The organism is Streptomyces sp. CB02058 (assembly GCF_001905505.1).
Classification (GTDB): domain Bacteria; phylum Actinomycetota; class Actinomycetes; order Streptomycetales; family Streptomycetaceae; genus Streptomyces.
The window spans coordinates 129,202-152,021 of the sequence record NZ_LIPG01000002.1 but is presented as its reverse complement, the minus strand read 5'-3'; the positions used below and the strand labels follow the sequence as shown (position 1 = coordinate 152,021).

Sequence of the window (22,820 nt, the reverse complement as noted above, 5' to 3'; positions counted from 1 at the left end):
TCATGAGCGACGAGCCACCGCAGCACGACGGAGACCCTGGTCAGCAGGGCTCCGGGGGCTGGGCCCCCCGAGACCCCTCGGCCGCGTCCCCCGCCGCCGACACCCCTCACCCGAACGGCGCACAAGCCACCAAGGGGCGCACAAAACGCCCCAAGCGGCCCAAGCGCACCGGCTGGCGCCGGGCCGTCCCCACCTGGCGGATGGTCCTCGGCGGCGTCCTGTTGCTCGCCCTTCTCCTCGTCGGCGGATTCATCGCCGGCTACCAGCTCATCGGCATCCCCGCGGCGAACGCCGCCGCGACCGCGGAGGCCAACGTCTACGTGTACGCGGACGGGAAGACCGTCATCGCCCGGGACGGCGAGATCAACCGCGAGAAGATCCCGCTGGACCGCATCCCGCGGAACATCCAGCACGCCGTACTCGCCGCCGAGGACCGGGACTTCTACTCCGAGGACGCCATCGACATCAAGGCCACCCTCCGGGCCGGCTGGAACACCGTCACCGGCAAGGGCAGACAGGGCGGTTCCACGATCACCCAGCAGTACGTCAAGAACTACTACCTCGGCCAGGAACAGACCGTCATCCGCAAGGCCAAGGAATTCTTCATCTCCATCAAGCTCGACCGCGAGAAGAGCAAGGACGAGATCCTCGAGGGCTACCTCAACACCAGCTACTTCGGACGCAACGCCTACGGCCTCCAGGCCGCCTCCCACGCCTACTACGGCAAGGACGTCGAGGACCTCGACACCGGCGAAGGCGCCTACCTCGCCTCCCTGCTCAACGCCCCCAGCTCGTACGACGTCGTCACCCACCCCGAGAACAGGAAGGCCGTCCTCGCCCGCTGGGACTACGTGCTCGACGGCATGGTCGAGCACGACTGGCTCAGCGCCGCCGACCGCGACGCGATGACCTTCCCCGTCCCCGACAAGGCCAAGCCCGCCACCGCACTCTCCGGCCAGCGCGGCTACATCGTCCACGCCGTCGAGGACTACCTCACCAAGAACAAGATCATCGACGAGTCCACCCTGGCCACCGGCGGCTACCGCATCACCACCACACTCCAGAAGAAGAAACAGGACGCCCTCGTCGAAGCCGTCCAGGACAACGTCCTGTCCAAGACCAGCAAGGAACGCGAAGCCGACCGCAACGTCCGCGCGGGCGGCGCATCCATCACCCCCGCCGACGGCCACGTCGTCGCCCTCTACGGCGGCATCGACTACACCAGGCAGTTCGTCAACAACGCGACCCGCCGCGACTACCAGGTCGGGTCCACCTTCAAGCCCTTCGTCCTCGCCGCCGCTCTGTCCAACGGGTCCACCACCCAGAAGGAGCGCGCCATCACGCCCAACACCCGCTACGACGGCGACAACAAACGCACCGTCCAGAGCGCAACCGGTTCCACCGGCTACGCCCCCGCCAACGAGGACGACGTCGACTACGGGTCCATCACCGTCCGCGAGGCCACCGACAAGTCCGTCAACGCCGTCTACGCCCAGATGGCCCAGGACGTCGGCCCCCAGGAGGTCAAGGACACCGCGATCGCCCTCGGCATCCCCCAGGACACCCCCGACCTCACGGCCTCCCCCTCCATCGCACTCGGCCCCGCCACCGCCAGCGCCGTCGACATGGCCTCCGCCTACGCCACCCTCGCCGACCACGGCAGACAGCGCCCGTACACGCTCGTCGTCAAGATCAGCAAGGGCGGCACCGAACTGGACCTCCCCGCCAGGACCACCCGGCGGGCCATCAGCCGCGAGGCCGCCGACACCACCACCTCCGTCCTGCGCAGCGTCGTCGACGGCGGCACCGGAACCGCCGCCCTCGGCGCGGGCCGCCCCGCCGCCGGCAAGACCGGCACCGCCGAGGAGGACAGGGCGGCCTGGTTCGCCGGCTACACCCCCGACCTGGCCACCGTCATCGCCGTCATGGGCCAGGACCCCGAGACCGGGGTGCAGAAGCCGCTGTACGGAGCCCTCGGCCTCGCCCGCATGAACGGCGGCGGCGCACCCGCCCAGACCTGGGCCGCCTACACCCGGGCCGCCCTGAAGGGCAGCGAGGTGCGGGGCTTCGAGCTGGAGGCCGAGGAAGGCCCCGTGGAGCCCGACCCGGACGAGAGCGAGGGAGAGGAAGAGGAGGACACGGAGGAGGCCGAGGGAGGCGACACCCAGGACACCGGGGAGAGCGACGACCCGCCCGGACCGGGGGAATCCCGCGACTCCAGGGAGGACTCGCGCGAGGACTCCGGCGAGGAGTCCCGTGAGGAGGACGGCACCGGCTCACGCACACCGGACGGCCCGTCCGGGGTCACCCACGAGCAGCGGGCGCCCGGCGCGGCCACCCCGGCCGTGGCACCCTCACGGGCCGCCTCCGGCCGGGAGACGGACGCGGCCCCCGCGGGCGGGGAGCCCGCGGGGGCCGGCGAGGAACGCGTCCCCGCGAGCGACCGGACCAGGGACGACGCGACGCTCCACGCCGTCCGCCCCTGACCCTCAGTGGCCGGAGGTCGCCTTCAGCCCGACCACCGCCACCAGCAGCAGACAGACGAAGAAGATGCGGGCGGCGGTCACCGGCTCGTTGAGCACGACCATGCCGAGCACGGCCGCGCCGGCGGCGCCGATGCCGACCCACACCCCGTACGCCGTGCCGATCGGCAGCGTCTTCGCCGCCTGCGACAGCAGCATCATGCTGGCCACGATCCCCAGGCCGGTGAACACGCTCGGCCACAGCCGGGTGAACCCCTCGGTGTACTTCATCCCGATCGACCAGCCCACTTCCAGCAGACCGGCGATGATCAGCAGAACCCACGCCACGACGGCACCTCCACGAAACACGCGAACAGAACGGGTGCGTCGTCTTTGCGGAAACCCGGTACGGCGCGTCTCGTCGGGGGTGTCTCCACCGTAGCAACAAAAGCCGGAGGGCCCGGTGACCTCGGTCACCGGGCCCTCCGGCCACATCTGCGCGGGTCCGCCTACAGATACAGTCCGGTCGAATCCACCGATCCCTCGAAGCGGTCCGCCGCCACCGCGTGCAGGTCCCGCTCGCGCATCAGCACGTACGCCACGCCCCGCACCTCGACCTCGGCCCGGTCCTCGGGGTCGTACAGCACCCGGTCACCCGGCTCCACGGTCCGCACGTTCTGGCCGACGGCGACCACCACGGCCCACGCCAGGCGGCGGCCGACCGCCGCCGTCGCCGGAATCAGGATGCCGCCGCCCGACCGCCGCTCGCCCTCGGGCGAATCGGACCGGACCAGCACTCGGTCGTGCAGCATCCGGATCGGCAGCTTGTCGTCGGTGTTGCTCATGCCGTTGTCGCTCACGTCCCGAAACCTACCTGCCCCGCGGCGCCCCGCATGCCCCAGGGCCCGTACGGCACGGGCGCGCTCAGCGCCTCTTGCGCCGCGAGGACCGCGAGGAGGAAGGCCGCGAGGAGACCGTCAGCAGAGCCACCGCACCGGCCACCAGCAGCGCCGCCGGAATGACCCGCTCCAGCCGGGGCGAACCGTCCTCGGTCACGAACTGCGCCTTCACGTCCGACACCGACCGGTTCACCGCGACGAACGCGCGCCCGGCCGTGCGGTCCACCGTCGACGCGACCTTGGCCTTCGCGTCACCGATCATCGTCTTCGGGTGCACCCGCACCCCGATCTCGTCCAGCACCACGGCAAGCTGCGCGCGCCTGCTGATGATGTCCGCCTCGATCTGCGCAGGGGTCCTGGTATCCGACACTGCGCCGCCTCCGTGGTCGTCGTCGGGTAAACCTTCATCGACAGTCTGTCAGCTCGGCCGCTCCTCCACCCGGCGGCACCCCCTATTACGCTCGGTCCCACACACCCCGTGAGCCACTCGAGGAGAGACATGAGCGAGCGACTGCAGACCGGCGACACCGCCCCCGCCTTCACCCTTCCGGACGCGGACGGCAACGAGATCTCGCTCGCGGACCACAAGGGCCGCAAGGTCATCGTCTACTTCTACCCCGCCGCTCTTACCCCCGGTTGCACCAAGCAGGCGTGCGACTTCACCGACAACCTCGACGTCCTGGCGACCGCCGGCTACGACGTCATCGGCGTGTCGCCCGACAAGCCGGAGAAGCTCGCGAAGTTCCGCGAGAAGGAGAACCTCAGGGTCACGCTGGTCGGCGACCCCTCCAAGGAGACCCTGGAGGCGTACGGCGCCTACGGCGAGAAGAAGCTCTACGGCAAAGTGGTGACGGGCGTCATCCGCTCCACGATCGTGGTCGACGAAGAGGGCAAGGTGGAGCGCGCGCTCTACAACGTCAAGGCGACCGGCCATGTCGCGAAGATCATCAAGGATCTCGGGATCTGAGGCCGGTTCGTGGGGGTCCTGGCCGAAACGTGATGTGAGCGAGATCGCATCGGCCTGCCGATTCGGTTTGCAAACGCCATGACCGCGCAGAAGCCTTTCCTGGAACACCGTTCGACGAAAGGACCCGGCCATGGCGGCCTCCGACCCCCACCAGGCGGCCGACCCTGAAGCGGTCAAACGCCACCCCGCGCTCTTCCGTGCGATCAGAAAGCGCCAGAACCCCAGGCTCCGCCGGACCGACATCACGGTCACCGACGACCAGGCGGTCAAGCGCGCGGTGAAGGCGGCGTCGCTCGGTAACGCCATGGAGTGGTTCGACTTCGGTATCTACTCCTACCTCGCCGTCACCATCGGACATGTGTTCTTCCCGTCGGGGAACGACACCACCCAGCTCCTGTCGTCGTTCGCGACCTTCGCCGTGGCCTTCCTCGTGCGGCCTCTGGGCGGCATGTTCTTCGGCCCCATGGGCGACAAGATCGGCCGCAAGAAGGTCCTCGCCCTCACGATGATCCTGATGGCGATCGGCACCTTCGCGATCGGCCTCATCCCGTCCCACGACACCATCGGTGTCTGGGCCGCGGTCCTGCTCATCTTCTTCCGGATGCTCCAGGGCTTCTCCACGGGCGGCGAGTACGGCGGCGCGTCCACCTTCATCGCCGAGTACGCCCCCGACAAGCGCCGCGGCTTCTTCGGCAGCTTCCTCGAATTCGGCACCCTCGCCGGATACGTCGGCGCGGCCGGACTGGTCACGCTGCTCTACGCCCTCCTGGACGACCCCCAGATGGAGTCCTGGGGCTGGCGCATCCCGTTCCTGGTCGCCGGTCCGCTGGGCCTCGTCGGCCTCTATCTGCGGCTGCGCCTGGACGAGACCCCGGCCTTCCAGAAGCTGGAGGGCGGCACCGCCCACGCCACCGAGGCCGCCGACCACGTCGAGTCCACGGCCAAGGGCGACCTGGCCAAGATCTTCCGGCAGTACTGGCCGACGCTGATCCTCTGCATCGCGCTGGTCGGCGCGTACAACATCGCGGACTACATGCTGCTGTCGTACATGCCGACGTACCTCTCCGACGAGCTCGGCTACAGCGAGACCCACGGGCTGCTCATCCTGCTCGGCGTCATGGTCTTCCTGATGCTGATCATCAGCCAGTTCGGCAAGCTCTCGGACCGCTTCGGCCGCAAGCCCCTGCTGATGACCGGCATGCTCGGCTTCCTGTTCCTGTCCCTGCCCGCCTTCCTGCTGATCCGCCAGGGCAGCATCCCGGCGATCATCATCGGCATGCTCATGCTGGGCCTCTCGCTGGTCTGCATGCTGGGCACGATGTCCGCCGCGCTCCCGGCCCTGTTCCCGACCAACGTCCGCTACGGCTCCCTGTCGGTCGGCTACAACCTCTCGGCCTCGATCTTCGGTGGCACGACCCCGCTGGTGATCACCGCCCTGATCAGCTGGAGCGGCTCCAACCTCATGCCCGCGTACTACGCGATGGCGGCAGCGCTGATCGGTGTCATCGCCGTGGCCTGCATGAAGGAGACCGCCAACCAGCCGCTGGCCGGCTCCCCGCCCTCGGTCGAGTCGGAGGAGGAAGCCGCCGAGCTGGTCCACGCCCAGAGCCCGGACCCGAAGTTCTGACGCGTATCCCGCACAGGAGGGGCCCGTACCGCAGCACGCGGTACGGGCCCCTCCTCGTCGTCTCCCCCGGTCAGCTCTCCGAGGGCGGCTCGGCCCCCGTGTGCAGGACCGCACGGGCCTGCTCGGCGGCGCGGGTGATGCTCTCGCTGATGAAGTCGAGGAAACGGGCGACGTTCTCCAGGCGCACGGCGGCGGGGCTGTCGGGGCCGAGGACGGCGACACCCTTGCGTGCCGTCTCGACGAGCAGGTCGTTGGCCCGGGCGCTGGCGATCGTCGCCTGGTAGAAGAGCTCACCGTCGACGACATAGCGGTCGCGGCGGCGTTCGTCGCGCTCCCTGCGGACGAGGCTCTGACTCTCCAGATAGGCGATGGCCTTGGAGACGGACGCCGGGCTGACCTGGAGGCTCGAGGCGAGTTCCGACGCGGTGAGGCTGCCCGCGTCGGTGGTGAACAGGCAGGTCAGCACCCGGGCCGCCATCTTGTTCAGGCCCGAGGCCATGAGGACGGTCGTGAACGCCTCCTCGTACTCGGCCAGGGCCGCGGCGTCACGTCCGTGCGGGTCGGGGGCCGACCGGGCCCCCCGCGCGGAGGCGGGCCTGCGCCGGTGCGTGCGCTGTTCGGTGGCGCGGTGGGCGAGGTCGGCGCGATAGCCGGCGGGGCCGCCGTTGCGCATCACCTCGCGCGTGACCGTCGAGGTCGGACGGTCCAGACTCCGCGCGATCTCCGCATAGGCGAGGCCGTCGGCCAGGCCCATCGCGATCTGCTGGCGTTCCTGCTGGGTGAGCCTGCCTCCCGGCATCGCGGCCTCCTCTGTTCGTGGTGCCTGCACCATAGCGTTCACTTCCCACCCATTGCAACAAGCAGGCACGTGACGTTGCGTTAGATTCAGAACCATTGCAATGAAATACCTACTCTGAACTGCGGTTATTGAGATGCAGTGCAACAAGTGCGTTGCCAGATACTCGAACGCAACGTAGCTTTTCCCTCATCGGAAACAGCGGGCCAACGGAGCGCACGCTGCGAATCAGGGAGAACACCATGCAGAAGTTCGACACCCCCGCCCCCGTCTCCGCCGTCCTCGGCATCTCCGCGGGACACATCCGGTTCATCGCCGCCGACCGTGCCGACACCACGGTCGAGGTCCGTCCCGCGGACGCCTCCAGCAGCCGCGACGTGAAGGCGGCGGAGCGGATCGAGGTCACCTACGGCGACGGAGTCCTGCGGGTCCAGGCCCCGCCGGCGAAGAACTCGCTCCTCGGCAGCACCGGGTCCGTCGAGGTGACGGTCCAGCTGCCGGCCGGCTCCCACGTCGAGGCGAAGGCGGCAGCCGCCGACTTCCGCGGCGTCGGACGGCTCGGCGACGTCTCCTTCGACGGCGGCCACGGCGCGGTCAAGCTCGACGAGGCCGCGAGCGCCCACCTCACCGGTCTCGACGCCCACATCACGATCGGCCTGCTGAACGGCCCGGGCGAGATCAGCACCCAGCGCGGCGACCTGAAGATCACCGAGGCCGTGCGCGGACATCTCAGGCTCAGCACCCAGCAGGGCGACATCACCGTCGGCGCCGCTCGCGGTGTCTCCGCCTCCCTGGACGCGGGCACCGGCTACGGCCGCATCGACAACGCGCTGAAGAACAGCGACGGCACCCCCGCGCTGAGCATCAGGGCGACCGTCTCCCAGGGCGACATCACCGCCCGCAGCCTCTGACCCCCACCCCTCGAAGGAGCACCGGCATGACGAATCCGGCCATCGCAGCGAACGGTCTGCGGAAGTCCTACGGCGAGAAGACCGTCCTCGACGGCCTGGACCTGACGGTCCCGGAAGGAACGGTCTTCTCCCTGCTCGGCCCGAACGGGGCGGGCAAGACCACCGCCGTCAAGATCCTCTCCACCCTCATCGGCGCCGACCCCGCCTCCGGCGAGATCCGCGTCGGAGGGCACGACATCGCCACCGATCCACAGGCCGTACGGGCCTCGATCGGGGTCACCGGACAGTTCTCCGCCGTGGACGGCCTGATCACCGGCGAGGAGAACATGCTCCTCATGGCCGACCTGCACCACCTCTCCAAGGCGGAGGGGCGGCGGGTCACCGCCGAACTCCTCGAACGCTTCGACCTGGTGGACGCCGCGAAGAAGCCCGCGTCCACCTACTCCGGCGGCATGAAGCGCCGCCTCGACATCGCCATGACCCTGGTCGGCAGCCCGCGGATCATCTTCCTCGACGAACCCACCACCGGCCTCGACCCCCGCGCCCGCCACAACATGTGGGGCATCATCCGCGAGCTCGTCGCCGACGGCGTCACCGTCTTCCTCACCACCCAGTACCTCGAGGAGGCCGACGAACTCGCCGACCACATCGCCGTACTGAACGACGGAAGGATCGCCGCCGAAGGCACGGCCGAACAGCTCAAGCGGCTCATCCCCGGCGGACACGTACGGCTCCGCTTCACCGACCCGGACGCCTACCGCACCGCCGCCGGCGCCCTGAACGACGTCACCGTCCCCCACGCTCTCGGCTCCGCTCGAGCAGGGGGTACCCCCACCGACGAGGCACTCGCCCTCCAGATCCTCAGCGACGGCAGCCAGCGCGAGCTGCGCACCATCCTCGACCGGCTCGACGCCGCCGGCATCGAGGCCGACGAACTCACCGTGCACACCCCCGACCTCGACGACGTCTTCTTCGCCCTCACCGGCACCGGCGTCCCCGCCCAGAGCACCAACCAGTCCAAGGAGACCGTCCGATGAGCTCTCTCTCCCTCGCCGTCCGCGACTCGCGCACGATGCTTCGCCGCAACCTCCTGCACGCCCGGCGCTACCCCTCGCTCACCCTGAACCTGCTGCTCACCCCGGTGATGCTGCTGCTGCTCTTCGTCTACATCTTCGGCGACACCATGGGGGCGGGCATCGGTGGCGGCGCCGGCCGCTCCGAGTACGTCGCCTACGTCCTGCCGGGCATCCTGCTGATGACCATCGGCTCCACCGTGATCGGCGCCGCGGTCTCCGTCGCGACCGACATGTCGGAGGGGATCATCGCCCGCTTCCGCACCATGGCGATCCACCGGGGCTCCGTGCTCGTCGGGCATGTCGTCGGCAGCGTCCTGCAGTCGACGGCCAGCGTGGTCCTCGTCGCCGCCGTCGGTGTGGCGATCGGTTTCCGGTCCGTCGACGCCACCGCCCTGGAGTGGCTGGCGGCCTTCGGACTGATCGCCCTGTTCGCCCTGGCGCTCACCTGGATCGCGGTCGGCATGGGCATGGCCAGCCCGAACGCCGAGGCGGCGAGCAACAGCGCGATGCCGCTGATCCTCCTGCCGCTCATCTCCAGCGCGTTCACCCCGATCGACGCGATGCCGGGCTGGTTCCAGCCGATCGCCGAGTACCAGCCCTTCACCCCGGCCATCGAGACCCTCCGCGGCCTGCTCCTCGGCACCGAGATCGGCCACAACGGATGGCTGGCCGTCGCCTGGTCGGTCGGTCTGGCGGCGCTCGGCTACCGCTGGTCGACCTCGAAGTTCAGCGACGACCCGAAGTAACGGCCATGGCCGGGCGGGGCACCTCCCGCGACCGCGTACCACCCGAGGGCGGCGTACACCGGCAGCAGACCGGCGTACGCCGCCCTCGTTCGTCGTGCGTACGGGTGCCCCGGGCGCGTACCGCGCGGGACGTCCTCCCGCTAGCATGGCTGGGGCATGCGGCCGTGTCGTAACTGGCAGCCGAGCTGGGTTTAGGTCCCAGTGGGAGAAATCCCGTGTGGGTTCGAGTCCCACCGGCCGCACCGACCCGAGTGGCCCGCCCTTTTTCAGGGCGGGCCACTCGGCGTCCCGCTCAGACCACCAGTTCCCGCACCACCGGCACCAGCGCCCGGAACGCCTTGCCCCGGTGGCTGATCGCGTTCTTCTCCGCGGGCGTGAGCTCGGCGCAGGTCCGCGTCTCGCCGTCCGGCTGGAGGACGGGGTCGTAGCCGAAGCCGTGCTCGCCGGCCGGGGTGTGGCGCAGGATGCCCGTGAGGCGGCCCTCGACCACGCGTTCCGTACCGTCGGGGAGGGCCAGGGCGGCGGCGCACGCGAAGTACGCGCCGCGGTGCGGGGTGTCGATGTCGGAGAGCTGGGCGAGAAGCAGGTCCAGGTTGGCCTTGTCGTCGCCGTGCACGCCGGACCAGCGGGCCGAGAAGATGCCGGGGGCTCCGCCTAGCACGTCGACGCAGAGGCCGCTGTCGTCCGCGACTGCGGGGTGGCCGGTGGCCTGGGCCAGGGCGTGGGCCTTGAGGAGGGCGTTCTCGGCGAAGGTGACGCCGGTTTCCTTGACGTCGGGGATGTCGGGGTACGCGTCCGCGCCGACGAGGTCGTGTGTGAGACCGGCGTCGGCGAGGATCGCGTGGAGTTCGGTGATTTTCCCGGCGTTGCGGGTGGCGAGGATCAGACGCGTCATGCGTCGATTATCGCTGCCGGTTACGGGGTGCAGACCTTGCCGATCTCGGTGGCGGCGTCCGTGACCGGGGTGATGTCGGGGGTGGCGTCGCCCTTCTCGATGGAGTCGCGGACGTTGGTGACACCTGTCTGGAGGTCGTCGACGGCCTTGCTCAGGTCCGCGTTGTCCGTGGTGTCACCGAGCTCCTTGAGCTCCTTGTCGATCTGGTCCAGGGCTTCCGACGCCTGCGTGGGGTCGTCGGAGGCGTTGGATATCGCCTGCTGGAGGTTGTCGACACTGGTGGCGATCGCGTCGGCGGTGCGGACGCAGTCCAGGGCCTTGTCGACGGCGCCGCAGCCCACCGCGGCGGTGAGCGTCAGCAGGGTGGCGGTGACGGCGAGTGCGGTGCGGTGGTGACGGCGGCGCGAGGCCATGGTGCGGTCCCTCCCGGGGGCGGATACATGGACGGACGCACGGTTCGACCCGTGCGCCCGTATCCGTTACGACGCTGTGCGCTGCGTATTTGGTTGCTTCTTTACTCGCCGAGTGTGCGGGCGAGCGCCTCTTCCTGGAGCTTGGCCAGATCGGCGCAGCCGGCGGTGGCGAGGTCGAGGAGGGCGTTGAGCTCGGCGCGGTCGAAGGGCTCGGCCTCGGCGGTGCCCTGGACCTCGACGAAACGGCCGTCGCCGGTGCAGACGACGTTCATGTCGGTCTCGGCGCGGACGTCCTCCTCGTAGCAGAGGTCGAGGAGGGGGGTGCCGTCGACGATGCCGACGCTGATCGCCGCGACGGTTCCGGTGAGGGGCTTGCGGCCGTGCTTGATGATCTTCTTGCCCTGGGCCCAGGCGATGGCGTCGGCCAGGGCGACGTAGGCGCCGGTGATGGCCGCGGTGCGGGTGCCGCCGTCGGCCTGGAGGACGTCGCAGTCCAGGACGATGGTGTTCTCGCCGAGGGCCTTGTAGTCGATGACGGCGCGCAGCGAGCGGCCGATGAGACGGCTGATCTCGTGGGTGCGGCCGCCGATCTTGCCGCGTACGGACTCACGGTCGCCGCGGGTGTTGGTGGAGCGGGGCAGCATGGAGTACTCGGCCGTGACCCAGCCTTCGCCGCTGCCCTTGCGCCAGCGCGGGACGCCTTCGGTGACGGAGGCGGTGCAGAAGACCTTGGTGTCGCCGAAGGAGATGAGTACGGAGCCTTCGGCGTGCTTGCTCCATCCGCGTTCGATGGTGACGGGTCGGAGCTGTTCGGGTGTGCGGCCGTCGATACGAGACATGGCGCCGAGCCTATCGGCTGGGGCGGCCGGGTCCGTTCGGGTGCACGGCAGGCCCCGCTCCGGGCCGGTCGGGGACGGAGCGGGGCCTGCGCGTGGGACCTGGGTGGGCCGGCCTGTCAGCCGGTCACATCATGTCTTCGATGTCGGCGGCGATGGGGTCGGCGTCGGTGCCGATGACGACCTGGATCGCGGTGCCCATCTTGACGACGCCGTGGGCTCCGGCGGCCTTGAGCGCGGCTTCGTCGACCTTGCTCGGGTCGTGGACCTCGGTGCGGAGGCGGGTGATGCAGCCTTCGATCTCGTCGATGTTCTCGATACCGCCGAGCCCGGCGACGATCTTCTCAGCCTTGCTGGCCATGTCCTTCTCCCTGGTCTTCACGTGCGTGGGGCGGCCCACCATGGGTCCGTTTCGTCACGGTAACGCACGGTTGGCCCAACTTCGCGGGCGGGTAACCGCACTGTCCTCAATGATGACGATCACCGGCGCCCTGCCTTTCGGCAGGGCTCCGCACCGTACCGCAACTGGTCTACACCAGTTTGCAACGACCGCCAAACCTGGCGTGTTCCGGGAGGATGCCGATGAGTTCGAACGCGGCGGCAGCACCGCAGCGCAAGTGGTGGAACGGGCCGGTCCAGGGCTTGCAGAAGGTCGGCCGCAGCCTCCAGCTGCCGGTGGCCGTGCTGCCCGCGGCGGGACTCCTCGTCAGCCTCGGCAATCTCTTCGACTCCTCGCTGCACGGCGCCTTCTGGGACAAGTTCGCGAAGGTCCTCCTCAACGGCGGCACGGCGATCCTCGACGGCGAGGTGGGCCTGCCGCTGCTCTTCTGCATCGGTGTGGCGATCGGCTTCGCGAAGAAGGCCGACGGCTCCACGGCGCTCGCCGCCGTCGTCGGCTTCCTCGTCTACCGGGGCGTGCTGGCCGCGTTCCCCGTCGACGACACGGTGACCGAGGCGACCCCGGACGGGGTGCCGCAGAACCCGGGTGTTCTCGGCGGGATCATCATCGGGCTGCTGACCGCGGTGATCTGGCAGCGCTACCACCGCACGAAGCTGGTCGACTGGCTCGGCTTCTTCAACGGCCGCCGCCTCGTCCCGATCCTGATGGCGTTCCTCTGCGTGATCCTGGGCACGCTCTTCGGCCTGCTGTGGCAGCCGGTGGGCGACGCGCTGACCTGGTTCGCGAAGCAGCTGATCGATCTGGGCGCGTGGGGTGCCGCGATCTTCGGATTCGCGAACCGCCTGCTGATCCCGATCGGCATGCACCAGTTCCTGAACACCTTCTTCTGGTTCCAGGCGGGCGAGTTCACGGGCGACGACGGTGGCACGGTCCAGGGCGACATCTCGCGGTTCTTCGCCGGGGACCCGTCGGCTGGCCAGTTCACCTCGGGCTTCTTCCCGATCATGATGTTCGGCCTGCCGGCCGCGGCGCTGGCCATCGCCCACTGCGCCCGCCCGGAACGGCGCAAGGAAGTGTCCGGCCTGATGCTGTCCGTGGCGCTGACCTCGTTCGTGACGGGCGTGACGGAGCCGCTGGAGTTCTCGTTCCTCTTCGTCGCCCCGCTGCTGTACGGGGTGCACGCGATCCTCACCGGCGTCTCGATGGGCGTCACCTGGGCGTTCGGGGTGCACGCGGGGTTCAGCTTCTCGGCCGGACTGATCGACTACGTCGTCAACTGGCACCTGGACACGAAACCCTGGCTGATCATCCCGATCGGGCTGTGTTTCGCGGTGATCTACTACGTGATCTTCCGTTTCGCGATCACGAAGTTCAACCTCCAGACCCCGGGGCGCGAGCCCGTGGAGGAGGAGCGGAGGACGGAGGAGGACCTCACGAAGTAGAGGTCGTCCGCCCTCTCGACAGGGCCCCCGGACCACTGGTCCGGGGGCTTTCGTGCGTCACCCAGGGTGGCGTCGGGGCTACGCCCCAGAGTGTGAGGAATTGCAGGTTCCTTATCTAACCCTCACCGTGCTAAAACTGGTCTACACCACTGAGTGGTCCAGACCACGCGGCCGTTTCTGCCGCCGCGTTCCTCGAGTCGTCGCCCCCGAAAAAATCCCTGTCCCTGGCGGCGCCTTGCCTACTGGAGGAAGTTGATGAGTACGGACACCGCTCCGGCCGCCCCCGCGAAGAAGCGGGGCGCCGGCGTGATGGCTGTCATGCAGCGCATCGGCCGCAGCCTCATGCTGCCGGTCGCGGTTCTGCCCGCGGCCGCGCTGCTGGTCCGGCTCGGCAATGCCGACATGCTCGGCCGCGAGTCGTTCCCCACCGTGATCACGAAGCTCGCCGGTTACATGGCGGCCGGCGGTGGCGCCATCCTCGACAACATGGCCCTGCTGTTCGCGGTCGGTATCGCCATCGGCTTCGCCAAGAAGTCCGACGGCTCGACGGCCCTGGCCGCCGTGACCGGCTACCTGGTCTTCCAGAAGGTGCTGGCCACCTTCACCGACAGCAACCTGCCGCAGGTCGCGAGCGTCGTCGACGGCAAGATCGTCATGAACGACGCGCCGGTCAACGCCGGTGTGCTCGGCGGTGTCGTGATGGGCATAGTCGTGGCCCTGATCTACCAGCGCTTCTACCGGACGAAGCTGCCCGACTGGGCGGGCTTCTTCAGCGGCCGCCGTCTGGTCCCGATCCTCTCCGCCTTCGCGGGTCTGGTCATCGGCATCGTCTTCGGTCTCATCTGGCCGGTCCTCGGCACGGGTCTGCACAACTTCGGTGAGTGGCTGGTCGGTTCCGGCGCGGTCGGCGCGGGCATCTTCGGTGTCGCCAACCGTGCGCTGATCCCCGTCGGCATGCACCACCTGCTGAACTCCTTCCCGTGGTTCCAGGCCGGCGAGTACAACGGCGCCCACGGCGACATCGCCCGCTTCCTCGCGGGTGACCCGCAGGCCGGGCAGTTCATGACCGGCTTCTTCCCGATCATGATGTTCGCCCTCCCGGCGGCCTGCCTCGCGATCGTTCACTGCGCCCGCCCGGAACGCCGCAAGGTCGTCGGCGGCATGATGTTCTCGCTCGCGCTGACCTCGTTCGTCACCGGTGTGACAGAGCCCATCGAGTTCACGTTCATGTTCATCGCTCCGGTGCTGTACGCGATCCACGCGGTCCTGACCGGTGTATCGATGGCGCTGACCTGGGCGCTCGGCATGAAGGACGGCTTCGGCTTCTCCGCCGGGCTGGTCGACTTCGGCCTGAACCTGGGCATCGCGTCGAAGCCCTGGCTGCTGGTCCTGGTCGGCCTCTGCTTCGCGGTGGTCTACTACGTGGTCTTCCGCTTCGCGATCACGAAGTTCAACCTTCCGACGCCGGGCCGTGAGTCCGACGAGGAGCTCGCCGAGCTCCAGAAGGCCGAGGCGAAGTAACACCTCCCCGCCGCAACGACGAAGCCTCCTCCTCCCGCACGGCGGGAGGAGGAGGCTTCGTCGTACCTGGAGGCAGTCCCGGCTCAGACCTCGTACACCGCGCCCGGAACCGCCAGCTCGACCGGCCCCTCGTACACCTCGCGTGCGTCGGAGAGGTTGCGCTCGGCGTCCGTCCACGGCGGGATGTGGGTGAGGACGAGCCGGCCCGCTCCGGCGTTCGCCGCGTACTCGCCCGCTTCGCGGCCGTTGAGGTGGAGGTCCGGGATGTCCTCCTTGCCATGGATGAACGATGCTTCGCAGAGGAACAGATCGGTTCCCTCCGCGAGTTCGGCCAGCGCGTCGCAGGTCCCGGTGTCGCCGGAGTACGTGAGCGAGCGCCCGTTGTGCTCGACCCGGATGCCGAAGGTGTCGACGGGGTGGAGGAGCTTCTCCGTACGGACCGAGAAGGGGCCGATCTCGAACGATCCGGACTTCAGCGTGTGGAAGTCGAAGACCTCGCCCATCGCGTGGTCGGACGGGGTGTCGGCGTGGGCGGTGGTCAGCCGCTGCTCGGTGCCCTCGGGTCCGTACACGGGGATCGCGGCGGGGCGTCCGCCGTCGAAGCGGTAGTAGCGCACGACGAAGTACGCGCACATGTCGATGCAGTGGTCGGCGTGCAGATGGCTGAGGAAGATGGCGTCGAGGTCGTAGAGACCCACATGGCGCTGCAGCTCGCCGAGGGCGCCGTTGCCCATGTCGAGGAGCAGCCGGAAGCCGTCGGCCTCTACGAGGTAGCTCGAGCATGCCGAACCCGCGGACGGGAACGAGCCGGAGCAGCCGACGACGGTGAGCTTCATGGAGCGTGAACCTCCGAGGCCTGGGAACGGGGAGGGTTCGTGCGGTCCGTCGAGCGTAAGGCGCTCGGCCACCGGTCGCTCCTCCAGGGCCTGCCGTTGTGGGGGAACTCACCTGTGCTGTCACCGGTTCGATGGAAGGCCGGGCGGCGCCGGTCGCCGGTACGGTCGAGGCATGAACACGTGGTGGTGGGTGGCCCTGGCCGCCGTGGTCCTGCTGGCTCTGGTGGCGACGGTCTCCGATGCGCGCGGGCGGGGCGGTCGCGGTCCGCGGCGTCCGGCCGGGCGGACGCGTCCTCCGGGGCGCGCACCGGAGCGGGCTCCGGCGCGGAAGAAGGGGCGTCCGCACGGGGACCCCCGGCCCGGGGAGATCTGGTGGGCGGACGTGCCGTACGAGGACGGGCCGGGCTCCAAGGACCGGCCGTGCCTCGTCCTGTCCGTGCGGAACGGCACGGCGGTCGTCGCCAAGATCACCAGCAAGCACCACGAGGAGCGGCCGGGAGTGATCGCGCTGCCGCCCGGTGCGGTGGGGGACGCCCGTGGCCGGCAGAGCTTCCTGGAGACGGACGAGCTGCGCGACGTGGCGGTGTCGGGCTTCCGCCGGAAGGCCGGCGACCTCGACCCGGCCGTGTGGGGGCAGGTGCGCGGGCTGGGGTGAACGGACGGAAGGCGCGGCACGGGATCTCCTCCCGCGCCGCGCCTTCCGTGGCGGACGAACCTATGGCCTCTCGTTCGGATCTCGGCGGGCTCGCGTGCCCCGATCCGAACGAAAGGCCCTAGGCCCAGAGCTGGCCGTGCAGGGTCTCGATCGCCGCTTCCGTCGTGGGCGCGGTGTAGACGCCGGTCGACAGGTACTTCCAGCCGCCGTCGGCGACGACGAAGACGATGTCCGCGGACTCCCCCGCCTTGACGGCCTTGCGGCCGACGCCGATGGCGGCGTGGAGTGCGGCGCCCGTCGAGACACCCGCGAAGATGCCCTCCTGCTGGAGGAGCTCACGGGTGCGGGTGACCGCGTCGGCGGAGCCCACGGAGAAGCGGGTGGTCAGCACGGACGCGTCGTAGAGCTCGGGGACGAAGCCCTCGTCGAGGTTGCGCAGCCCGTAGACGAGGTCGTCGTAGCGCGGCTCGGCGGCGACGATGCTCACGTCCGGCTTGTGCTCACGGAGGTAGCGGCCGACACCCATGAGCGTGCCCGTGGTACCGAGGCCCGCCACGAAGTGGGTGATGGACGGGAGGTCGGTGAGGATCTCCGGGCCGGTGGTGGCGTAGTGGGCGCCCGCGTTGTCCGCGTTGCCGTACTGGTAGAGCATCACCCAGTCCGGGTGCTCGGCGGAGAGCTCCTTGGCCACGCGCACGGCGGTGTTGGAGCCGCCCGCCGCGGGGGACGAGATGATCTCGGCGCCCCACATGGTGAGCAGGTCGCGCCGCTCCTGCGAGGTGTTCTCCGGCATGACGCACACGATGCGGTAGCCCTTGAGCCTGGCCGCCATGGCGAGCGAGATGCCGGTGTTGCCGCTGGTCGGCTCCAGGATCGTGCAGCCGGGTGTCAGCCGGCCGTCCTTCTCCGCCTGTTCGACCATGTGGAGCGCGGGGCGGTCCTTGATCGAGCCGGTGGGGTTGCGGTCCTCGAGCTTGGCCCAGATCCGGACGTCCTCGGACGGGGACAGCCGCGGCAGGCGGACCAGGGGCGTGTTGCCCACGGCCGCCAGCGGGGAGTCGTACCGCATCAGCGCATGCCGCCGGCGACGGCCGGAAGGATCGTGATGCTGTCGCCGTCGGCGAGCTTGGTGGAGATGCCGTCGAGGAAGCGGACGTCCTCGTCGTTGAGGTAGACGTTCACGAAGCGGCGCAGCTGGGCGCCGTCGACGATGCGCTCACGGATGCCGCTGTGGCGGGTGTCCAGGTCGGCGAGGAGGTCGGCGAGGGTCTCACCGCTGCCTTCGACCGCCTTGGCGCCGTCGGTGTAGGTGCGGAGGATGGTCGGGATGCGGACCTCGATGGCCATGGCGTGGGCTCCTGTCGAAAGCGGGGAGGTGGCGTGGGGCGCGCGTTTGTGTGCCCCCGCGCGGGGGTGGTGCGTACGTGGTCGCGCTCGGACCGCGGCTCAGGCCGGGCGGTTCACGGGCAGGCGGAAGCCGGACACATGGCACTCGACAGCCTGCACAGGTCGACGTGCAGCCGCGCGACGAGCATCGCGCCCGGCGTCTTTTCGCTCACGTCATGGAGAACCATGGGCTCATCGTATCGATTCCCCACCCCTGCGACGGAGTGTGATCCCACATCGTGGATGGTGAGCGTTCGCCAGGTGGACACGCGGCGCCGGGCGGTGCTCTCCGGCGCCGCGCCGGGGGTCAGGCCGCGGAGGGATAGGCCTCGACGATCTCGACCTCTTCCTCGGTGATCTCGCCGTCCACGATGCGGTACGAGCGGAACTGGAAGGGGCCCGCTTCGTCGGTGTCCGCGGTGGAGACCAGCACGTAGTGGGCGCCGGGCTCGTTGGCGTACGTGACGTCGGTGCGCGAGGGGTAGGCCTCGGTCGCCGTGTGGGAGTGGTAGATGATCACCGGCTCCTCGTCGCGGTCGTCCATCTCGCGGTAGAGCTTCAGCAGGTCCGTGGAGTCGAACTCGTAGAACGTGGGTGAGCGCGCGGCGTTGAGCATCGGGACGAAGCGCTCGGCGCGGCCCGTCCCGGCCGGGCCCGCGACCACTCCGCATGCCTCGTCGGGGTGGTCCGCGCGGGAGTGCGCGACGATCTGGTCGTGGAGCACCTGGGTAAGGGTCAGCATGGCCCCCAGGATAAGCAGACGGGCCCTCGCGTACCGGGGAGTGGTACGCGAGGGCCCGGATGCCGGACAGGGGCCGTTGGGGCGGCCGGTGTCCCGGGGCGGCCGTCGCGCGGGTCAGCGCTTGGCGAAGGCGGAGTTCTCGGGGTTGCGCGCCTTGAGCACCAGGTACGAGACGCCCAGGATCAGGCCCCACAGGGGTGCGCAGTACAGCGAGATCCTGGCGTCCTTGTCGACGGCCATCATGACGATGACCAGGCCGATGAAGGCGAGGGCGAACCAGCTGCTGAACGGCGCGCCGGGCGCCTTGAAGGAGGACTGGGGCAGCTCGCCCCGGTCGGCCTTGGCGCGGAAGCGGATCTGGCAGACGAGGATCATGATCCAGGCCCACATGCCGGAGATGGTCGCGAAGGAGACGACGTAGTTGAACGCATCGCCCGGCCACTGGTAGTTGATCCAGACGCCGACGAGCATCAGCGCGGCGGAGAAGGTGGTGCCGACCAGCGGCAGGCCGTTCTTCGTCAGCCTGGTGAAGGCCTTGGGGCCCTGCCCGTTGAGCGCCAGGTCACGCAGCATCCGGCCGGTGGAGTACATGCCGGAGTTGCAGGAGGAGAGCGCGGCGGTGAGCACGACGAAGTTGACGATCGCGGCGCCGATGCCGAGACCCATCTCCTGGAACGCGGCGACGAACGGCGAGACGCCGGGCTTGAAGGTGGACCACGGGACCACCGACAGGATCATGATCAGCGCGCCGACGTAGAAGACGGCGATGCGCCACGGCACGGTGTTGATGGCCTTGGGCAGGACGGTCTTCGGGTCCTTGGACTCGCCCGCGGTGACGCCGACCAGCTCGACGGCGAGGAAGGCGAACATCACGATCTGGAGGGTCATCAGCGTGCCGCCGATGCCTTCGGGGAAGAACCCGCCGTCGTTCCACAGGTTGGCGACCGTGGCGGTGTCACCGGCGTCGGAGAAGCCGATCGTCAGCACACCGGCGCAGATGAGGATCATGCCGAGGATCGCGGTGACCTTGACCATCGAGAACCAGAACTCGAGCTCACCGAAGAGCTTCACCGAGATCAGGTTGGCGCCGTACAGAATGACCGTGAACACCAGGGCGGACAGCCATTGCGGGATATCCCACCAGTACGTCATATAGGTGGCCGCTGCGGTGACTTCGGTGATTCCGGTGACGACCCAGAAGAGCCAGTACGTCCATCCGGTCACGAACCCGAAGAAGGGGCCCAGGAATTCACGCGCGTACTCCGAGAAGGAGCCGGAGACCGGGCGGTACATGAGGAGTTCGCCCAGGGCCCGCATGATGAAGAAGATGACGAGGCCCGCGACGGCGTACGCCAGGATGAGACTGGGTCCCGCTCTGTCGATGGCCTTGCCCGCGCCGAGGAAGAGTCCCGTGCCGATGGCTCCGCCGATGGCGATCATCTGGATCTGACGGGCGCCGAGGCCACGCTGGTAGCCCTCGCCCGCCGGGGCGTCGACGGCCTCGGGGCCGTCCGCCTGTCCCTTGTCGACCTGCGCCGATGTCATGGTGGTGCGCCTTTCTCCACGCCGATCCGCGCCGTTGTCGGCGTCGGATCAGGTCCTGATCCCCCCGGATATGGATGGAGTGCCGCCGGCGTTCGGCCGGCTCGTAGCGCCCCGGGGACAGGGGTGGCGTCCCCGGGCGGTCGTGAAGATTTATCACGGCCGGCAGGAGACGCCGATGGACATTATGTGGCGCACACCACAGGAAAAAGCGGACAAGCGTTTCCAGGCACAGCAAAGAACGCCATTCAGGTGACGGGATCGTTATTCGGATTTGAGCGTCCGTTGAGCGAACCCGGGCGGCCTCAGCCGGGCATCAGCGTTTCGACGAGAGTTTCCTGGAGCGCGCCGAGCCAGAGATAAGCCATCACCATCGGCTTGCGCGGATCACTGTCGGGCAGCCGGTACAGCGAACCGTCCTGGCCCTCGTCCTCGTCGGACACCTCCAGGCGGGTGCCGATGGTGAGCCGGAGGTCGTTCAGCGACCCCAGCCAGTTGTGGCACTCCTCGGCGGAGAGGGCGAGCACCGCGCCGTCGTCCGCCACGGGCGCGAGCGCGTCCAGCGTCCGCACGACGACGAGGGCGTCCTCGCGCTTGCGGGTGCGCAGGTCGTTCTCCGTGAAGCGGCGGAATTCGGCGGAGGCCTCGCGCAGCTCCTTGTCCTCGTCGCCGTACGCCTCGGGGAAGAGCCGGGCGAGCGCCGGGTCCGAGGGCGGCTCGCTGGGCCCCTCGGCGAACAGGGCGGCGAGCGGGTCCTCGCCCTCGGCCGGCTCGTCGCCGGGGCCGATCAGTTCCAGCAGCTGGACGGCGAGGGAGCGCAGGATGGCGACCTCGACCTCGTCGAGCGCGACGGACGCGCCGCCGCCGGGGGTGGCCTCGAAGTGGCCGGCCATGAATTCTCCGATGAGTGGGTCGGACGGAGGGGCAGCGGTCGAGTCAGTTCCGGTCCTGGGTCAGGGTGGCCCAGAGCCCGTAGCCGTGCATGGCCTGGACGTCGCGTTCCATCTCCTCGCGGCTGCCGCTGGAGACGACCGCGCGGCCCTTCTGATGCACGTCGAGCATCAGCTTGTGGGCCTTGTCCTTGGAGTAGCCGAAGTAGGCCTGGAAGACATACGTCACATAGCTCATGAGGTTGACCGGGTCGTTGTGCACCAGCGTCACCCAGGGGACATCGGGCTCGGGGACGGCGAAGGTCTCCTCGGCCGATTCGGGACGTTCGATCTCTACGGGGGCAGCAACGCTCACCTACCCCATGCTGCCACCAGGGAGGGGTCCCCGCACAAACGGCGCCCCCATCTCGTCACTTTGACGAATAGGGAGTAGCATCCCCGGTATGAACTCAGCGGACCTTGGGCGACGGGTCGGTGTGCCGTCGACCGCGCTCTTCACCGACCAGTACGAGCTCACGATGGTGCAGGCCGCACTGAGGGCGGGCACGGCCGACCGGCGCTCCGTCTTCGAGGCCTTCACCCGCAGGCTGCCCGAGGGGCGGCGCTACGGCGTCGTCGCGGGCACCGGCCGGGTGCTGGACGCGGTGGAGAACTTCCACTTCGACGACGAGATGCTCGGCTTCCTGCGCGACCAGCGGATCGTGGACGCGGCGACCGTCGACTGGCTGGCCGACTACCGCTTCAGCGGCGACATCTGGGGCTACCCGGAGGGCGAGGTGTACTTCCCGGGCTCACCGCTCCTGCGGGTCGAGGGCACCTTCGCCGAGTGCGTGCTGCTGGAGACCGTGATCCTCTCGATCCTCAACCACGACTCGGCGATCGCCGCCGCCGCGTCCCGCATGTCGGCCGCCGCCGGGGGCCGCAGGCTCATCGAGATGGGCGCCCGGCGCACCCACGAGCTGTCGGCGGTGGCCTCGGCCCGCGCCGCCTACATCGGCGGCTTCCACACCACCTCCGACCTCGCGGCCGGTTTCCGCTACAACATCCCGACCGTCGGGACGAGCGCGCACGCGTTCACGCTCCTGCACGACAGCGAGCGGGACGCCTTCCAGGCCCAGGTGGACTCGCTGGGCCGCGGGACCTCGCTGCTGGTCGACACCTACGACGTGACCGAGGCGGTCCGTACGGCGGTGGAGGTCGCGGGACCGGAGCTCGGCGCCGTACGCATCGACTCCGGCGACCTGCTGCTCGTCGCGCACCGGGTGCGGCAGCAGCTGGACGAACTGGGCGCCACCGGGACGAAGATCGTGGTGACCTCCGACCTGGACGAGTACGCCATCGCCTCGCTGGCCGCCGCGCCCGTCGACTCGTACGGGGTGGGCACCCAGCTGGTCACCGGGAGCGGGCACCCGACGTGCTCCATGGTCTACAAACTGGTGGCGCGCGCCCGGTCGGCCGACCCGGCCGATCCGCTGCTGCCGGTGGTGAAGAAGTCGCTGGGCGCGAAGTCCTCGCGCGGCGGCCGCAAGTGGGCGGCGCGCAGACTGGACGCGTACGGGGTCGCCGAGGCCGAGGTGATCGGCAGCGGGGAGGTCCCCGCGGAGCTCGCGGACCGGCAGGTGCAGGTGCAGCTGGTCAAGGGCGGCGAGGTCGTCGGCCGGGAGCCGCTGGAGGCGGCGCGCGAGCGCCACATCGCGGCGCGCGCGGGGCTGCCGATGTCGGCGATGCAGCTGTCCCGGGGCGAGCCGGTGCTGCCCACCGAGTACGTCTGAGGCGCG

The 22,820-nt window shown here is 69.5% G+C and carries 26 protein-coding genes, 1 tRNA gene and 1 riboswitch; of the genes, 11 read left to right on the top strand and 16 right to left on the bottom strand.

Annotated features, from left to right (window positions below; genetic code table 11):
• Nucleotides 1-2 precede the first annotated feature (2 nt).
• A complete protein-coding gene (locus tag AMK10_RS07930) occupies nt 3-2,486 on the top strand; it encodes a transglycosylase domain-containing protein (RefSeq protein ID WP_107428390.1) in 2,484 nt (827 codons plus the stop codon).
• A 3-nt stretch (nt 2,487-2,489) separates the two neighbouring features.
• Here AMK10_RS07930 and AMK10_RS07925 read toward each other — a convergent pair whose 3' ends face one another.
• From AMK10_RS07925 to AMK10_RS07915, 3 genes are all read right to left on the bottom strand, one after another.
• Nucleotides 2,490-2,810, bottom strand: coding sequence for a DMT family transporter (locus tag AMK10_RS07925; protein WP_073746377.1), 321 nt, complete (start codon nt 2,808-2,810; stop codon nt 2,490-2,492).
• A gap of 33 nt (nt 2,811-2,843) precedes the next feature.
• Nucleotides 2,844-2,905: riboswitch (guanidine-III (ykkC-III) riboswitch) on the bottom strand.
• A gap of 66 nt (nt 2,906-2,971) precedes the next feature.
• The gene (locus tag AMK10_RS07920; protein ID WP_073747983.1) at nt 2,972-3,307 is read right to left on the bottom strand and encodes a GroES family chaperonin; all 336 of its coding nucleotides are present in this window, start codon (nt 3,305-3,307) and stop codon (nt 2,972-2,974) included.
• A 79-nt stretch (nt 3,308-3,386) separates the two neighbouring features.
• On the bottom strand, nt 3,387-3,731 hold the full coding sequence (locus AMK10_RS07915) for a DUF3618 domain-containing protein (RefSeq protein WP_073746375.1): 345 nt from the start codon (nt 3,729-3,731) through the stop codon (nt 3,387-3,389).
• A 129-nt stretch (nt 3,732-3,860) separates the two neighbouring features.
• Here AMK10_RS07915 and bcp point away from each other — a divergent pair, with 129 nt between their 5' ends.
• Together bcp and proP are read left to right on the top strand one after the other, a co-directional pair.
• A complete protein-coding gene (bcp, locus tag AMK10_RS07910; RefSeq protein WP_073746373.1) occupies nt 3,861-4,328 on the top strand; it encodes a thioredoxin-dependent thiol peroxidase in 468 nt (155 codons plus the stop codon).
• Between the two features lie 130 nt (nt 4,329-4,458).
• On the top strand, nt 4,459-5,955 hold the full coding sequence (proP, locus tag AMK10_RS07905) for a glycine betaine/L-proline transporter ProP (protein WP_073746371.1): 1,497 nt from the start codon (nt 4,459-4,461) through the stop codon (nt 5,953-5,955).
• Nucleotides 5,956-6,025: 70 nt separating this feature from the next.
• Here the strand turns inward: proP and AMK10_RS07900 are convergent, their stop codons facing one another.
• Nucleotides 6,026-6,754 (bottom strand): helix-turn-helix domain-containing protein, encoded by a 729-nt coding sequence (locus AMK10_RS07900; protein WP_073746369.1) that lies wholly within the window; start codon nt 6,752-6,754, stop codon nt 6,026-6,028.
• Between the two features lie 239 nt (nt 6,755-6,993).
• Here AMK10_RS07900 and AMK10_RS07895 point away from each other — a divergent pair, with 239 nt between their 5' ends.
• The 4 genes from AMK10_RS07895 to AMK10_RS07880 all read left to right on the top strand — a co-directional run bounded on the left by AMK10_RS07895 (nt 6,994) and on the right by AMK10_RS07880 (nt 9,726).
• A complete protein-coding gene (locus AMK10_RS07895) occupies nt 6,994-7,662 on the top strand; it encodes a DUF4097 family beta strand repeat-containing protein (protein WP_073746367.1) in 669 nt (222 codons plus the stop codon).
• A 26-nt stretch (nt 7,663-7,688) separates the two neighbouring features.
• Nucleotides 7,689-8,699 carry an ATP-binding cassette domain-containing protein gene (locus AMK10_RS07890; RefSeq protein WP_073746365.1) on the top strand — a complete coding sequence of 337 codons (1,011 nt, stop codon included), beginning with the start codon at nt 7,689-7,691 and terminating at the stop codon, nt 8,697-8,699.
• Nucleotides 8,696-9,484, top strand: a complete 789-nt coding sequence (locus AMK10_RS07885) for an ABC transporter permease (RefSeq protein WP_073746363.1) — start codon at nt 8,696-8,698, stop codon at nt 9,482-9,484. Before AMK10_RS07890 ends, AMK10_RS07885 begins: the two co-directional genes overlap by 4 nt.
• Before the next feature lie 158 nt (nt 9,485-9,642).
• Nucleotides 9,643-9,726, top strand: a tRNA-Leu gene (locus tag AMK10_RS07880).
• 50 nt (nt 9,727-9,776) lie between these two features.
• Here the strand turns inward: AMK10_RS07880 and rdgB are convergent.
• From rdgB to AMK10_RS07860, 4 genes are all read right to left on the bottom strand, one after another.
• Complete coding sequence (gene rdgB / locus AMK10_RS07875) at nt 9,777-10,379, bottom strand: RdgB/HAM1 family non-canonical purine NTP pyrophosphatase (protein WP_073746361.1); 603 nt, start codon at nt 10,377-10,379, stop codon at nt 9,777-9,779.
• Nucleotides 10,380-10,399: 20 nt separating this feature from the next.
• Nucleotides 10,400-10,792, bottom strand: a complete 393-nt coding sequence (locus tag AMK10_RS07870) for a hypothetical protein (RefSeq protein ID WP_073746359.1) — start codon at nt 10,790-10,792, stop codon at nt 10,400-10,402.
• 101 nt (nt 10,793-10,893) lie between these two features.
• Nucleotides 10,894-11,631, bottom strand: a complete 738-nt coding sequence (gene rph / locus AMK10_RS07865) for a ribonuclease PH (RefSeq protein ID WP_073746357.1) — start codon at nt 11,629-11,631, stop codon at nt 10,894-10,896.
• 124 nt (nt 11,632-11,755) lie between these two features.
• Complete coding sequence (locus tag AMK10_RS07860) at nt 11,756-12,031, bottom strand: glucose PTS transporter subunit EIIB (protein ID WP_073746355.1); 276 nt, start codon at nt 12,029-12,031, stop codon at nt 11,756-11,758.
• A 179-nt stretch (nt 12,032-12,210) separates the two neighbouring features.
• Here AMK10_RS07860 and AMK10_RS07855 point away from each other — a divergent pair, with 179 nt between their 5' ends.
• Together AMK10_RS07855 and AMK10_RS07850 are read left to right on the top strand one after the other, a co-directional pair.
• The gene (locus AMK10_RS07855) at nt 12,211-13,470 is read left to right on the top strand and encodes a PTS transporter subunit EIIC (RefSeq protein ID WP_073746353.1); all 1,260 of its coding nucleotides are present in this window, start codon (nt 12,211-12,213) and stop codon (nt 13,468-13,470) included.
• 255 nt (nt 13,471-13,725) lie between these two features.
• Nucleotides 13,726-14,991: a PTS transporter subunit EIIC gene (locus AMK10_RS07850; RefSeq protein WP_073746351.1), complete on the top strand. Its 1,266-nt coding sequence runs from the start codon at nt 13,726-13,728 to the stop codon at nt 14,989-14,991.
• 83 nt (nt 14,992-15,074) lie between these two features.
• Here the strand turns inward: AMK10_RS07850 and AMK10_RS07845 are convergent, their stop codons facing one another.
• The gene (locus AMK10_RS07845) at nt 15,075-15,827 is read right to left on the bottom strand and encodes an MBL fold metallo-hydrolase (protein ID WP_073747982.1); all 753 of its coding nucleotides are present in this window, start codon (nt 15,825-15,827) and stop codon (nt 15,075-15,077) included.
• Nucleotides 15,828-15,999: 172 nt separating this feature from the next.
• Here AMK10_RS07845 and AMK10_RS07840 point away from each other — a divergent pair, with 172 nt between their 5' ends.
• The gene (locus AMK10_RS07840) at nt 16,000-16,482 is read left to right on the top strand and encodes a type II toxin-antitoxin system PemK/MazF family toxin (RefSeq protein ID WP_073746349.1); all 483 of its coding nucleotides are present in this window, start codon (nt 16,000-16,002) and stop codon (nt 16,480-16,482) included.
• Between the two features lie 118 nt (nt 16,483-16,600).
• Here AMK10_RS07840 and AMK10_RS07835 read toward each other — a convergent pair whose 3' ends face one another.
• The 7 genes from AMK10_RS07835 to clpS form a co-directional block, all read right to left on the bottom strand.
• Nucleotides 16,601-17,551, bottom strand: a complete 951-nt coding sequence (locus AMK10_RS07835) for a PLP-dependent cysteine synthase family protein (protein WP_073746347.1) — start codon at nt 17,549-17,551, stop codon at nt 16,601-16,603.
• Entirely contained in the window at nt 17,551-17,829 is a 279-nt protein-coding gene (locus tag AMK10_RS07830; protein WP_073746345.1) for a MoaD/ThiS family protein, read from the bottom strand. Before AMK10_RS07830 ends, AMK10_RS07835 begins: the two co-directional genes overlap by 1 nt.
• A 113-nt stretch (nt 17,830-17,942) precedes the next feature.
• Nucleotides 17,943-18,056, bottom strand: a complete 114-nt coding sequence (locus AMK10_RS38595; protein WP_338014630.1) for a putative leader peptide — start codon at nt 18,054-18,056, stop codon at nt 17,943-17,945.
• 119 nt (nt 18,057-18,175) lie between these two features.
• Nucleotides 18,176-18,610 carry a Mov34/MPN/PAD-1 family protein gene (locus AMK10_RS07820; RefSeq protein WP_073746341.1) on the bottom strand — a complete coding sequence of 145 codons (435 nt, stop codon included), beginning with the start codon at nt 18,608-18,610 and terminating at the stop codon, nt 18,176-18,178.
• Between the two features lie 114 nt (nt 18,611-18,724).
• A complete protein-coding gene (locus AMK10_RS07815) occupies nt 18,725-20,155 on the bottom strand; it encodes an amino acid permease (protein ID WP_073746339.1) in 1,431 nt (476 codons plus the stop codon).
• Nucleotides 20,156-20,457: 302 nt separating this feature from the next.
• Complete coding sequence (locus tag AMK10_RS07810) at nt 20,458-21,045, bottom strand: DUF2017 domain-containing protein (protein WP_073746337.1); 588 nt, start codon at nt 21,043-21,045, stop codon at nt 20,458-20,460.
• Between the two features lie 43 nt (nt 21,046-21,088).
• Nucleotides 21,089-21,397, bottom strand: a complete 309-nt coding sequence (gene clpS, locus AMK10_RS07805; RefSeq protein WP_031100168.1) for an ATP-dependent Clp protease adapter ClpS — start codon at nt 21,395-21,397, stop codon at nt 21,089-21,091.
• A gap of 88 nt (nt 21,398-21,485) precedes the next feature.
• Between clpS and AMK10_RS07800 the strand changes: the two genes are divergently transcribed.
• Nucleotides 21,486-22,814 carry a nicotinate phosphoribosyltransferase gene (locus tag AMK10_RS07800; protein WP_073746335.1) on the top strand — a complete coding sequence of 443 codons (1,329 nt, stop codon included), beginning with the start codon at nt 21,486-21,488 and terminating at the stop codon, nt 22,812-22,814.
• Nucleotides 22,815-22,820: the final 6 nt, after the last annotated feature.

Excerpts from the sequence above, each read along its gene's own strand:
- AMK10_RS07810 (WP_073746337.1), bottom strand. The coding sequence starts at position 21,045 with ATGGCCGGCCACTTCGAGGCCACCCCCGGCGGCGGCGCGTCCGTCGCG.
- rph (WP_073746357.1), bottom strand. The coding sequence starts at position 11,631 with ATGTCTCGTATCGACGGCCGCACACCCGAACAGCTCCGACCCGTCACC.
- AMK10_RS07885 (WP_073746363.1), top strand. The coding sequence starts at position 8,696 with ATGAGCTCTCTCTCCCTCGCCGTCCGCGACTCGCGCACGATGCTTCGC.
- AMK10_RS07820 (WP_073746341.1), bottom strand. The coding sequence starts at position 18,610 with ATGCTGACCCTTACCCAGGTGCTCCACGACCAGATCGTCGCGCACTCC.
- AMK10_RS07860 (WP_073746355.1), bottom strand. The coding sequence starts at position 12,031 with ATGGTGGGCCGCCCCACGCACGTGAAGACCAGGGAGAAGGACATGGCC.
- rdgB (WP_073746361.1), bottom strand. The coding sequence starts at position 10,379 with ATGACGCGTCTGATCCTCGCCACCCGCAACGCCGGGAAAATCACCGAA.
- AMK10_RS07895 (WP_073746367.1), top strand. The coding sequence starts at position 6,994 with ATGCAGAAGTTCGACACCCCCGCCCCCGTCTCCGCCGTCCTCGGCATC.
- AMK10_RS07870 (WP_073746359.1), bottom strand. The coding sequence starts at position 10,792 with ATGGCCTCGCGCCGCCGTCACCACCGCACCGCACTCGCCGTCACCGCC.
- AMK10_RS07930 (WP_107428390.1), top strand. The coding sequence starts at position 3 with ATGAGCGACGAGCCACCGCAGCACGACGGAGACCCTGGTCAGCAGGGC.
- proP (WP_073746371.1), top strand. The coding sequence starts at position 4,459 with ATGGCGGCCTCCGACCCCCACCAGGCGGCCGACCCTGAAGCGGTCAAA.
- AMK10_RS07900 (WP_073746369.1), bottom strand. The coding sequence starts at position 6,754 with ATGCCGGGAGGCAGGCTCACCCAGCAGGAACGCCAGCAGATCGCGATG.
- AMK10_RS07800 (WP_073746335.1), top strand. The coding sequence starts at position 21,486 with ATGAACTCAGCGGACCTTGGGCGACGGGTCGGTGTGCCGTCGACCGCG.
- AMK10_RS07815 (WP_073746339.1), bottom strand. The coding sequence starts at position 20,155 with ATGACATCGGCGCAGGTCGACAAGGGACAGGCGGACGGCCCCGAGGCC.
- bcp (WP_073746373.1), top strand. The coding sequence starts at position 3,861 with ATGAGCGAGCGACTGCAGACCGGCGACACCGCCCCCGCCTTCACCCTT.
- AMK10_RS07835 (WP_073746347.1), bottom strand. The coding sequence starts at position 17,551 with ATGCGGTACGACTCCCCGCTGGCGGCCGTGGGCAACACGCCCCTGGTC.
- AMK10_RS07830 (WP_073746345.1), bottom strand. The coding sequence starts at position 17,829 with ATGGCCATCGAGGTCCGCATCCCGACCATCCTCCGCACCTACACCGAC.
- AMK10_RS07890 (WP_073746365.1), top strand. The coding sequence starts at position 7,689 with ATGACGAATCCGGCCATCGCAGCGAACGGTCTGCGGAAGTCCTACGGC.
- AMK10_RS07920 (WP_073747983.1), bottom strand. The coding sequence starts at position 3,307 with ATGAGCAACACCGACGACAAGCTGCCGATCCGGATGCTGCACGACCGA.
- AMK10_RS07850 (WP_073746351.1), top strand. The coding sequence starts at position 13,726 with ATGAGTACGGACACCGCTCCGGCCGCCCCCGCGAAGAAGCGGGGCGCC.
- AMK10_RS07845 (WP_073747982.1), bottom strand. The coding sequence starts at position 15,827 with ATGAAGCTCACCGTCGTCGGCTGCTCCGGCTCGTTCCCGTCCGCGGGT.
- AMK10_RS38595 (WP_338014630.1), bottom strand. The coding sequence starts at position 18,056 with ATGGTTCTCCATGACGTGAGCGAAAAGACGCCGGGCGCGATGCTCGTC.
- AMK10_RS07840 (WP_073746349.1), top strand. The coding sequence starts at position 16,000 with ATGAACACGTGGTGGTGGGTGGCCCTGGCCGCCGTGGTCCTGCTGGCT.
- AMK10_RS07855 (WP_073746353.1), top strand. The coding sequence starts at position 12,211 with ATGAGTTCGAACGCGGCGGCAGCACCGCAGCGCAAGTGGTGGAACGGG.